Here is a 12628-nt window from a genome sequence, read left to right as displayed (position 1 = left end):
CCCCCTTTATAGTTTGTCTCTATTATATCAACTCTTGTGAAAAACTTCGAAGATTATATACATAAAGATAGTCCTTTTTCAAATAATAAATGTACCATCATTTGGAAAGAAGGCCGATGTATGAAGAAAGCAAAGTGGACTTTATTAGGCGGGGTAGCAACGTTTGTAGTAGCGATTGTACTCTATAAACTTATTGTGTTAACTGGTGGCTATATGATGGATGAAAAGCAGCTTGTTTTCCACTCTTCATCACGTATCGTTGACCAGAAAGGAAAAGAAATTACGAAGTTATATGTAGAAAATAGAGAGCTCGTGCCGATCGAAGAAATTCCAAAGTACGTGCAGCAAGCATTTATTGCTGTGGAAGATTCTCGTTTTTATGAGCATCAAGGAATTGATTACCCTTCTATATTTCGGGCGCTTTATAAAGACGCATTAGCTGGAGAGAAGGTAGAAGGCGGTAGTACAATTACGCAGCAACTAGCTAAAAATGTCTTTTTAACTCACGAAAAAACATTTACGCGTAAATTGAAAGAGGTCGCAATTTCTCTTCAATTAGAGCAAAAATATACGAAGCAGCAAATTCTTGAAATGTATATGAACCATATTTATTTCGGTCATGGGGCATATGGTATTCAAGCGGCAGCAAAGTTGTATTTTAATAAAAATGTAGAAGATTTAACAGTGGAAGAGGGAGCCATGCTTGCAGGGCTTCCGAAAGCGCCAAATGGCTATTCACCGTACGTATCTTCTGAGAAGAGTAAGGCACGCCGTGATTTTATTTTGTCACTTATGCATAAACAAGGCTATTTAACAGCGGAAGATAGTGTTCGTTACCAAGGAAAAACAATCGCTCTTTATAAAAATTCAGATGAACGTGAACTCGCATATATGCCGTATATCGATATGGTTATAGATGAAGCGGCGCGTTTATATGGTTTATCGCATCAAGAAGTACTGCGCGGAGGATATACGTTTGTCGTACCGATGGATGAAAAAGTTCAAAAGGTAGCATATAACCAGTTTCAAGATGCGAGAAATTTCCCTGGTAAAGAAAACGGGGCGCAAGGTGCATTTTTATTAATGGATAATCAGACTGGCGGAATTAAAGCCGCGATTGGAGGAAGAGGGTATGTTCCGAGAGGGCTTAATCGCGTTTTTGCAAAGCGGCAGCCTGGTTCTGTTTTAAAGCCGCTTATTGTATATGGACCTGCACTCGAGACGAAGAAATATAATCCATATTCTTTATTAACGAATGAAAAAAGTTCGTTTGAAGGCTATGAACCTCGAAATTATAATCATGAGTATGCGAAAGAGATGACGATGTACGATGCGGTATTAGAATCAGCAAATGTGCCAGCTGTATCTTTATTAAATGAATTAGGGGTAGATGAGGGAAAGCAATATTTAGAGAAAGGGAATGTTCATATTGCGGACTCAGGTTTAAGCACAGCACTTGGCGGGCTAAAAAATGGTGTTTCTCCATTTGATCTTGTCAAAATGTACCGATCTTTTTTAGCAAATGGGAATATTATCGAACCGCACGTTATCGATAAAGTATTAAATAGACACGGAGCAGTCATTGGAGAATCATCAAAAGCTGAAACGAAAGTCTTTTCGAAGCAAACGGCATGGTATATGACAAAGATGCTTGAAGGAGTTGTGAAAGAAGGTACGGCGAAAGCTGGCGTATATAATGGAGCTTTAGCTGGAAAAACAGGCACAACTTCATTGCCGAATGATGACCATGGCGCGCGTGATATGTGGTTTGTTGGATATACACCGAATTTAGTAGGTGCAGTTTGGATTGGCTATGACCGCACCGATAAAGAGCATCAATTACAAGATGGAAATGCATCTGCAACGATGTTATTTAAAAAGATTTTAACGAAAGCAAATATACAAGATAAAGCGAGTTTTCATAGACCAAAAGGTGTTGAAACAATTGGGCTGCCAATTCGTTTAGATAAGATTAAAAACGTGGAAGCAAAACTAGCTTTTAGTCCTTTCGGTTTATTTGCAATGAAACTAAGCTGGACGCCGCTTCCTGATGAGAGAATTATGTATCGAATTTATAAAGTTGAAAAAGGAAGGCATACTCACGTTGGAACGGTAAAAGGAACAGGGAAATATGAGGAAAAGTTTATTAATATATTCTCAAAACCAAGTTTTTACGTTGTGCCATATGACACACAAACGAACCGTGAAGGAGAAAAGTCAAAAGTAGCTAAACCGTAGTTTTTCTCTGTGCTATAATAAGAATGTTGTGAAAATAGTAAACGGTTTTACGAACGTTTGTGTCAATTTAATGAACAACGTACATAATGTTATGCATTTTGTTTTTACAAGCTGTATAGTAAAAAAAGATAAATATCGGAATAGAGCATATTTAAAGAAAAAGCATTGGTAAGGAAGGGAGCTAGGGTCTTGGTAAGAACTATAAATGAGACATTTTTAAAAGCATGTAAGGGGGAACGTACAGAGTATGTACCAGCATGGTATATGCGTCAAGCAGGTCGTTCACAGCCGGAATATAGAAAGATAAAAGAGAAATATTCTTTATTTGAAATTACACATAATCCAGAGCTGTGCGCTTACGTTACAAAGTTGCCAGTTGATCAATATAACGTAGACGCAGCAATTCTTTATAAAGATATTATGTCACCACTACCTGCAATTGGTGTTGATGTGGAAATTAAATCTGGCATTGGTCCAGTTATCGATAATCCAATCCGTTCTTTACAAGACGTAGAAAAATTAGGGGAAATCAATCCAGAAGATGATGTACCTTACATACTAGATACAATTCGTTTATTAACGACAGAAATGTTAGATGTACCGTTAATCGGTTTTTCAGGAGCTCCATTTACGTTAGCGAGCTATATGATTGAAGGCGGTCCTTCTCGTAACTATCATAATACGAAAGCGTTTATGTATGCAGAGCCGAAAGCTTGGTTCGCATTAATGGATAAGCTTGCAGATATGGTTATTACATATTTAAAAGCGCAAATTAACGCAGGAGTAAAAGCTGTTCAAATTTTCGATTCTTGGGTTGGAACAGTAAATGTAGCGGATTACCGCATATTTATTAAACCAGCGATGGAGCGTATTTTTGCAGAAGTTCGCACGATGGGTGTTCCAATGATTATGCACGGCGTTGGGGCTGGACACTTAGTGAATGAATGGCACGACTTGCCTCTTGATGTAGTAGGTTTAGATTGGCGCTTATCAATCGAAGAAGCACGCGCACGCGGTGTTCATAAGGCGGTACAAGGAAATATGGATCCTTCGTTCTTACTAGCGCCTTGGCCTGTTATTGAAGAACATGTAAAAGGTATTTTAGATCAAGGGATGAAGCAGCCAGGTTACGTATTTAACTTAGGTCACGGCGTATTCCCAGAAGTAAATCCAGATACATTAAAACGCTTAACTACATTTATTCATGAATACTCTAAAGAGCAGTTAGCGAAGTAAAGGAGATTGGCTGTATGAAAAAGAAAATTGGTTTGCTTGTAATGGCATACGGAACGCCATATAAAGAAGAAGATATTGAACGTTACTATACACATATTCGCAGAGGAAGAAAGCCAAGTCCTGAAATGCTAGAAGATTTAACAGAGCGTTACCGTGCAATTGGTGGTATTTCTCCTTTAGCTACTATTACATTAGAGCAAGCTAAAAAGTTAGAGACGCGTTTAAATGAAATGCAAGATGAAGTAGAGTACCACATGTATCTTGGTTTAAAACATATTGAACCGTTCATTGAAGATGTAGTACAAGCTATGCATAAAGATGGAATAGAAGATGCAATTGCACTCGTTCTTGCCCCTCACTATTCTACTTTTAGCGTGAAGTCGTATGTAGGACGAGCGCAAGAAGAAGCAGAAAAACTTGGAAACTTAACAATTCACGGCATTGATAGCTGGTATAAAGAACCGAAATTTATTCAGTATTGGGTCGATGCAGTGAAAGGTATATATAACGGTATGTCAGAAGCAGAACGTGAAAAAGCAGTGTTAATCGTATCTGCACATAGCTTACCAGAGAAAATTATCACACTCGGCGATCCATATCCAGATCAATTAAATGAAACAGCTGACTATATTGCACGTGGTGCTGAAGTAGCAAATTATGCAGTTGGCTGGCAAAGTGCCGGAAATACACCAGATCCTTGGATTGGTCCAGATGTACAAGATTTAACGAGAGAACTAAATGAAAAGTACGGCTACAGTTCATTTGTATATGCACCAGTTGGATTTGTAGCGGAACATTTAGAAGTTTTATATGACAATGACTTTGAGTGTAAAGTTGTAACGGATGAAATTGGCGCGAAATATTATCGTCCAGAAATGCCAAACGCATCATCTGCATTTATCGACTGTTTAGCAGATGTTGTATTAAAGAAAAAAGAATCTGTAATGTAAGTAGAAAGGGGGAGCTTACTTGAGGGAAAAAGTTGTGATCATCGGCGGTGGCATCACAGGATTAACAACAATGTATAACTTACAAAAAGAAATTCGTGAAAAAAACTTGCCGATAGATGCATTGCTTATAGAAGCGTCTGGTAAACTTGGCGGGAAAATTCAAACCGTGCAAAAAGATGGATTTACAATTGAACGTGGCCCTGATTCCTTCTTAGCAAGAAAAAAGAGTGCAGCTAAATTAGTGAAAGAATTAGGACTTGATGCTGAACTTGTAAATAATGCGACTGGTCAATCGTTCGTTCTCGTAAACAATCGGCTACATAAAATGCCGAGCGGTTCAATGATGGGAATTCCAACGCAAATTACGCCGTTTCTCTTTTCCGGATTGTTCTCCCCAATTGGTAAATTAAGAGCTGGTTTTGACTTGTTAATGCCTAGATCAAAACCAGTTTCTGATCAATCACTCGGGCAGTTTTTCAGGCATCGTCTTGGAAATGAAGTCGTTGAAAATTTAATTGAGCCATTATTATCTGGTATTTATGCAGGGGATATTGATGAAATGAGTTTAATGTCAACATTCCCTCAAATTTATCAAATTGAACAGGAGCACCGTAGTATTTCACTCGGTATGCGTACGCTCGCTCCAAAACAAGAGAAGGCTGAAATGAAAAAGGGAATCTTTAAAACTGTGAAAACCGGTTTAGAATCTATAGTAGAATCTCTTGAAGTGAAGATTCCTAATGATATGGTAATGAAGGGAACTCGTATTGAAAAAGTTGCAAAACTTGGTGATAGTTATACGATTACTCTTAGTAACGGAAAAGAAATGGAAGCAGGTGCGATTGTAGTTGCAGCACCGCATAAAGTATTACCGTCTATGTTTGCGCAGTACAAGCAGTTTCGTTTCTTCCGTAACATTCCGTCTACATCAGTTGCAAACGTGGCACTCGCTTTCTCGAAGTCTGCAATTCAGCGTGATATTGATGGTACCGGATTTGTTGTATCAAGAAATAGTGATTACACGATTACAGCGTGTACGTGGACACATAAAAAATGGCCACATACAACGCCAGAAGGAAAAACGCTTCTTCGCTGTTACGTCGGACGCCCAGGTGATGAAGCGATTGTCGAACAAACGGACGAAGAAATTGTGCAGCTCGTATTAGAAGACTTACAAAAGACAATGGATATTACAGAGGATCCAGAGTTTACAATTGTAAGCCGATGGAAAGAAGCGATGCCTCAATATACAGTAGGCCATAAGGAGCGAATGCAGAAGCTCACAACATTTATGGAGGAAGAATTGCCAGGTGTGTATTTGGCAGGTAGTTCTTACGCTGGTTCTGGTCTTCCGGCTTGTATTGAGCAAGGTGAGAGAGCGGCACAGCGTGTGTTATCTCATTTAGAGAAAGTAATTGGAACCGAATTAGTCGCACATTAAAATATTTCAAACAAAACGCCTTCAATTATATTGAAGGCGTTTTGTTTATTGGATAAAATACCTGTTAGTCAATAAACCTATATAAGTTATTTTGTATTATAGTTTGAAAACTTGTAAATTAAATAAATTTTGTGTAAAACTTGTCGAAATAGCATTCTATATAACGAATCATTTGATATGATAGAAATGCTGAGAAAATATGAAATAGGGAGAGGAAAATGGCTGTGAAGAAATTGTTAAGTATCTTTTTATCATTATTGTTATTGCTTTCATTTACTGGAACTTTAGCGCAGGCGGAAGAAACTACTTCTATGTCAGTAGAAAAAGCAATTCAAGTATTCAAGCAGCAAGGGAAAACGAAGGGGATAGTGGAAGGATATATCGTTGGATATACGCAAAGTCCTTCTAAGTACACAAAGGATCCGGCTAAGTTTGACGACACAAATGTGGCAATTGCCGATTCGCCAAACGAAACGAATCCAGACAAGATCATGCCTGTTCAGTTGCCAAAAGGCGATGTGAGATCGGCAGTAAATGTGAAAGATCACCCTGAAAATATCGGGAAGAAAGTTAGGTTGACAGGGACGCTTGAATTATATTTTAGTAGCCCAGGTTTAAAATCAGTAACAGCTCATAAGTTTCAAGGGGAAGAACAAAACCGTGTTAGCGATGTAGTAGCATCACCAAATGGCGGGGAAGTTGCTAAAGGAACAGCAGTAACATTAACAACGAACACAGAAGGAGCAACAATCTACTATACGTTAGATGGCTCTAATCCTACAAATAAAAGCGTTCGCTATAACGGACAAATTGTAGTGAATGAAAATAGTGTAGTGAAAGCAATCGCAGAAAAAGAAGGGCTTACTTCTTCAGCGATTTCAACATTTTCATTTATAATCGTAACAAATGAACCAGTTCGTATTCATGATATTCAAGGGAAATCACATATTTCTCCTTACAATGGGAAGAAAGTAAATAATGTGGAAGGCGTTGTCACAGCGCTTGATAAAAATGGTTTTTATATAGAAGATAATCAGCCGGATAATGATCCAGCTACTTCAGAAGGTATTTACGTATACAAAAAAGATGCGAATGTAGCGGTAGGAGATCTTATTCAAATTGATGGAGAAGTAGAAGAATATGTTGGACCTGGATATGCAGAACGTTTTGAAACAGACTTAACGACGACTGAAATTAAGGCGAGTCGCATTGCTGTAATCGCAAAAGATCAACCTTTACCAGCACCGATTGTACTAGGAGAAAACGGTGTGAAAATCCCTGATCAAATTATCGATAATGATGCATTCGGTTTATTTGATCCAAATGAAGATGCAATCGATTTTTATGAAAGTGTAGAAGGTATGCGTGTTACGATGCCAGCGCCAAAAATTATCGCTCCTCAGAAAAACGGAAATTTATATGTAACAGTAAAAAATGGCGGAGATAAAGTAGTAACGAAATATGGTACACCGCTTTTAGATGAAAACCAATTAAACCCTGAACGTCTTTCTGTAAAGGTACCTCGTGATTATGTCGCGAAAGTAGGCGATACGTTCACTGGAGATATAACGGGAGTAGTAGGATATGACTACGGTTCATACCGCATTTCGCCAGTAACGGAATTACCATCTGCAGTAGATGGTGGATTTAAGCAAGTAGGGGCAAATATTCAGCCGCGTCTTGATAAGTTAACAGTTGCTACATATAATATTGAAAACTTCTCAGCGAATAAAAAAGAAACATCAGATGAGAAAGTAAAAGCGTTAGCTTATTCTATTAAATACAATTTAAAAATGCCAGATATTATCGGTGTAGAGGAAATGCAAGATAATAATGGATCGATTAATGACGGAACAACAGATGCTTCTTTAAGTGCAAAACGTATTATTGATGCAGTTTTAGAAATTCGTGGACCGAAGTATGAGTATGTAGAAATTGTGCCAAGCAACAATCAAGACGGAGGAGCACCAGGAGCTAATATTCGCGTCGGTTTCTTCTATAATCCATCACGTGTGAAATTAGCGACAGTACCGAAGTTACTAGATAAAAATGTAGTCCGCATCGGAGACGAAAATCCATTATTTGAAAGTACACGTAAACCGTTAGCAGCAGAATTTACATTCCAAGGACAAAACGTCGTTGTTGTTGCAAATCACTTAAACTCAAAATTAGGAGATGCAACGCCATTTGGAAAAGTACAACCTCTCGTATTAAAGAGTGAAGAAAAACGAGTACAATTAGCACAAGAAGTGAATCATTTCGTAAAAGGTATTCAAGAAAAGAATACGAATGCGCCAGTTGTTGTATTAGGTGATATGAATGACTTTGAATTCTCTAAACCGTTAGAAGCACTGCAAGGAACGATATTAAAAGATATGTTAAACACAGTGCCGAAAGAGAACCGCTACACGTACATTCATGAAGGAAATGCACAAGTGCTAGATCATATTTTAGTAACGAATAACATCGCACCGCACACAATTGTAGACCCTGTACACCTAAACTCAAACATTATGAAAGAACATGGACGCGTAAGTGACCACGACCCAGTACTTGCTCAAATTGATTTGAAGAAGGCTTCTTAAAGTAGGGGAACGCTTAGGTAACTAAGCGTTCTTTTTTGTTTTTACATCGTCATAGAATTATACAGAGGGAATTCCTTTTTTTATGATTTGGTGATAATATTAATTAAATATTCAGACTTTAAACGAGAGAGGTGTAGATATATGGTAGCACAAATAAATGGAAAATTAATGAATCAGCTTGCAATTTTTTTTAGTACAGTCGTCATGCTTCAGTTTGTAGCCGATATAACAGGGCTTACCCAGAATCTAGATAGTATGTATTACTTAATAAATACAGCAACTTCCTATGTAACGTTTAGTTTGGCGGTTATTTTTACTTTAATAGGTGCAAGAAGAGAATTAAGTAAATATGCAATTATTTCATTATGTTTAGTGGTAGCTATTAAAGCAATTTACTTTGCGGCTGTTGTTATTTTGTGGGGATTGGCTGGTACGCCGTAAATGAATAGAAAAAACCTAATTTCCAAGATAACGTGAGGAAATTAGGTTTTTATAATGGCTGAAAAGCTTTTCTACATCGATCTCGTTTTTGAAGTCTTCTCATATATCTTTTTTTGTCCCGTTGTAATCCTTTTATGTACATGAATAAGCTGACAAGGAAGAAAAATGTACATTGTAAAATATACGGTGACATCCCGTGTAATGGTTGTTTCGGATCATATAAGTGAATAGGTGCTCCGCCTATTGTAGGGAATATTGTATTTAGCAGGACGAAAGGAATGGAAGTAACTGCAAATGGAAATAGAAGTGCCATGTAATCCTTTTGTGACCATGTGGACGCTGATAAACCTAAGAGGGCCATTAAACCAGCGAATAAAAAGTTAATCCCAATATATAGATAAATATAAGTGATGGGAGAAGAGAAATATAACTCTGCGAACATTCCGTTGCCGTTTATCATGCTAGTACTGACGGTGGGATCTCCATTTGGAATTGTTAATTTGCAAAGTAATAAAGAAAGAATGAACGGTAAAGTATAAAGAAATCCACCGCAAAAAAATGTAACGATATATTTTGTAAAGGAATACGAGAATAGGGAAATTTCCTTACTTATAAAAGCTTTGAAACCATCGGATTTATCGGAATTATAACTTGTACTAAATGGCAAACTTGCAATAACAGGCATTAATAATAAATAAACATCCATTTCATTATTACGAAACCCAATCCATTTAAAAGCAGTTGCCATAGCCCCATTCGCTGCGTCTCCTAAATAACGCATTACATAATAATAATGATAAATAGAAATAAGAACTAATCCACTAAACATAATAATTAAAGAAACCCGACTACAAAAAGCTTGCCTTATATTTAAACGAAGCGCACGCATCATGACTGAAAAAGCCTCCACTATTTTTATAAATATGTTTACTTTCTATATTACTATTAAATGTAAGGATTTTCTTGGTTTTTTATTTGTTTATTAGAAAAAGAGGGATTTTTGTGTTGTTAGGTAAGGTTTAACTGTAGAAGAAGATTGTCAGAGTGAAAGGAAAAGAGAGGACATATTGAATTCTAGTTCAGACAAAATTACGCTTTTTACGTTGAAATAAGAAAAAGGTGTTCATAAAAATTATATCTGAAGAACATTTTTTCCTTTCCCCTTTTTTTCTGATACACTATGACAGTATTATATAGATTGACTGGAATGTTTTTGTACTGGGAATAACTAAAAAGAGAACTTGTATAGAATGTAAGCGTGTGGTAATATCAAATATGTACCGATTGACTATATTATCCAATTGGTCATTTTTGGAGGTGACGATGTGGCGATAGATCGAAAACGTTCTATTATTGAAGCTGCAACAAAGTCTTTTTCAGCATTCGGTTATAAGGCGACGACGATGGATCAAGTTGCGAAGTTAGCGAATGTAGGAAAAGGAACAATTTATACTTTTTTCAAAAATAAAGAAGAACTATTTGGCGAAATTATTTCTAATTTAATTACAGAAATGAAGCAAGTTGCAGAAAATGCAATTCGTTCAGATATTTCATTTTTTGAAAATGTACATAGAGCATTATATAGCATATTAGAATTTAGAAAAGAACATCAGCTCATGATTAAACTAATTCAAGAAGAGCGTGATATGGGAACGAAAGAAGTACAAGAAGTGATGCAACAAGTAGATGTGGAAATCATTTCTGTCATCCAATCTTATTTAGAGATTGCGATTGAAAAAGGTGAGATTAGCAAATGTGATCCAGAAATTACAGCGTTTATTATGCTTCGCCTATACGTTTCGCTTATTTTTGATTGGGAAAAAAATCATGAACCGTTAGAAAAAGAAAAAATCTCGGAATTATTCGAACTTTATTTATTAAAAGGATTGTCAAATTAAGATAATCCTTTTAATATTATAAAAAATGACTAATTGAACAAATCGGTCAAATGTATGAGAAGGGTGGTTAAATAGTATAATCAAGTAGATGAAAATGTGCATAGTATAAATTCGGGGATAAGGCATATGTATGAACAGATATAGCCTTTTTATTTGGGTAAAAATGACTAAATAGACATTTCGGTCATTTTTAAAAAGGGGGATAAATTATGAAATGGCATAAGTTGCTTAGTAAAGAATTTGCAGAGATTATAAAAAGTAAAAAAATATTAATCTCAATCATTGCGGTTTTATTTGTACCGATTTTATATGCGGGTATGTTTTTATGGGCCTTTTGGGATCCGTATGAACAGCTAGATGACTTGCCAGTTGCGGTAGTCAATTTAGATAAAGGTGCAGAACTTGATGGGAAACCAATTGAGGTCGGGAAAGGGCTCGTTGATAACTTAAAAGATAATAAAAGTTTTAAATGGGAATTTGTAAGTGAAAAAGAAGCGAAAGAGGGAATGGAAGGCAGAAAGTATTACATGTTAGTACGTATTCCAGATGACTTCTCAAGTAACGCTACAACGTTATTAAAAGACGATCCGAAACCATTAAACTTAGAATATATTCCAAATGAAAGTTTAAACTTCTTATCTTCACAAATTGGCGGAACAGCAATTGAAAAAATTAAAGGTGAAGTATCAAGCACGTTAACAAAAACATATGCAGAGAAAATGTTTGATTCTATTAAAGACGTCTCAAAAGGATTAGCAGATGGAGCGGACGGAGCAAATAAGTTACATGATGGAGCTAGTGAGTTGCATGATGGATCAAGTAAAGTGACGGATGGGCTCCATACACTTCAAGGGAAATCCGGGGAGATGAAAGATGGAGTTCAGAAATTAGCAGATGGATCTAATAAATTACAAGATGGGTCCGGAAAAGTAACAGCAGGTTTAAATACATTAAATAGCAAAACAGGTGAAATACAGACTGGTATAGGGAAATTACAAGATGGATCCCAGAAAGTAACCGATGGTTTGAATACATTAGCAAATAAATCAGGTGAATTAAAAACAGGAACGAATGAATTAGCAAATGGTATGGAAAAGCTTGTTGGTGGACAAAGTCAATTAGAAGAAGGTTCTCAAAAAATTGAAAAGGGTTTGCAAGAGTTAAATAGTAAAGTGAAAAATTCTGTTGCAGGTTTAGAGGAAATGCAGTCGAAAGTTCCTACTATATTAAATACGGTAAATGAGAAAATGAACGGAGCTGAAGAAAACGTAAATCAGTTAAATGAATTTACTCAATCAACAGCAGGAGATGCAAAAACTGCAGCACAAGATGTAGCTAATTTGCAAAAGCAAATCGAGAGTTTACCAAAAGAATATCAAGAGCAGTTACAACCGTATATAACAAATGCGGCAAAAAGTACAGCCACAGTTCAGCAAAAAGCTATTGGAGTAGCAGGTGGAACAAATAAATTAAATGAAGAAGTAAAACAATTAAAAGGTGAAATAAATCAAACAACAAGTGATGCGCAAAACAAACTACCGAATACAGCGAAATTGCAATCTTTAACGGATGGTATTGAGGAATTAGCCAGTGCACAAAAAGGATTTGTTGAAAAATTTCAAGGGTTTGGTGAAGGATTAAGTAATGCCAAAGTGGGTGTAGATAAATTAAATAACGGGTCAGGTCAATTAATTGATGGAGTAACCCAATTAGCGGATGGCTCGGGCAAAGTAACAACAGGCATAGGCACTTTAAATGGTGGTCTAAATAAAATGTCAACTGGCTCAACCCAGCTAATCGATGGAGTAAATAAACTAGCAGATGGATCTGGAAAAGTGA

The 12628-nt window shown here is 36.6% G+C and carries 9 protein-coding genes; 8 read left to right on the top strand and 1 reads right to left on the bottom strand.

What is annotated here, in order from left to right:
• The first annotated feature begins 120 nt into the window (after window positions 1-120).
• The 6 genes from MR071_RS20290 to MR071_RS20265 all read left to right on the top strand — a co-directional run bounded on the left by MR071_RS20290 (window position 121) and on the right by MR071_RS20265 (window position 8891).
• A complete protein-coding gene (locus tag MR071_RS20290; RefSeq protein ID WP_242237683.1) occupies window positions 121-2238 on the top strand; it encodes a transglycosylase domain-containing protein in 2118 nt (705 codons plus the stop codon).
• Window positions 2239-2427: 189 nt separating this feature from the next.
• Window positions 2428-3474 (top strand): uroporphyrinogen decarboxylase, encoded by a 1047-nt coding sequence (gene hemE, locus MR071_RS20285; protein WP_242237681.1) that lies wholly within the window; start codon window positions 2428-2430, stop codon window positions 3472-3474.
• A 14-nt stretch (window positions 3475-3488) separates the two neighbouring features.
• Window positions 3489-4424, top strand: a complete 936-nt coding sequence (gene hemH, locus MR071_RS20280) for a ferrochelatase (RefSeq protein ID WP_242237679.1) — start codon at window positions 3489-3491, stop codon at window positions 4422-4424.
• A 19-nt stretch (window positions 4425-4443) separates the two neighbouring features.
• Window positions 4444-5865 carry a protoporphyrinogen oxidase gene (gene hemY / locus MR071_RS20275; protein ID WP_242237677.1) on the top strand — a complete coding sequence of 474 codons (1422 nt, stop codon included), beginning with the start codon at window positions 4444-4446 and terminating at the stop codon, window positions 5863-5865.
• Window positions 5866-6083: 218 nt separating this feature from the next.
• Window positions 6084-8450, top strand: coding sequence for a DUF6359 domain-containing protein (locus MR071_RS20270; protein WP_242237675.1), 2367 nt, complete (start codon window positions 6084-6086; stop codon window positions 8448-8450).
• A 141-nt stretch (window positions 8451-8591) separates the two neighbouring features.
• The gene (locus tag MR071_RS20265; RefSeq protein WP_105586568.1) at window positions 8592-8891 is read left to right on the top strand and encodes a hypothetical protein; all 300 of its coding nucleotides are present in this window, start codon (window positions 8592-8594) and stop codon (window positions 8889-8891) included.
• 49 nt (window positions 8892-8940) lie between these two features.
• Here MR071_RS20265 and MR071_RS20260 read toward each other — a convergent pair whose 3' ends face one another.
• Window positions 8941-9783, bottom strand: a complete 843-nt coding sequence (locus MR071_RS20260) for a hypothetical protein (protein ID WP_242237671.1) — start codon at window positions 9781-9783, stop codon at window positions 8941-8943.
• 433 nt (window positions 9784-10216) lie between these two features.
• Here MR071_RS20260 and MR071_RS20255 point away from each other — a divergent pair, with 433 nt between their 5' ends.
• Complete coding sequence (locus tag MR071_RS20255) at window positions 10217-10789, top strand: TetR/AcrR family transcriptional regulator (protein ID WP_088077914.1); 573 nt, start codon at window positions 10217-10219, stop codon at window positions 10787-10789.
• A 209-nt stretch (window positions 10790-10998) separates the two neighbouring features.
• On the top strand, window positions 10999-12628 hold a 1630-nt coding region (locus MR071_RS20250; RefSeq protein ID WP_242237669.1), incomplete at its 3' end, for a YhgE/Pip domain-containing protein.

The sequence above is a fragment of the Bacillus cereus group sp. BfR-BA-01316 genome (genome assembly GCF_022664195.1).
Lineage (GTDB): Bacteria > Bacillota > Bacilli > Bacillales > Bacillaceae_G > Bacillus_A.
Note: the sequence above shows the minus strand (reverse complement) of the source record. Positions and strands in the feature narration are given on the sequence as shown.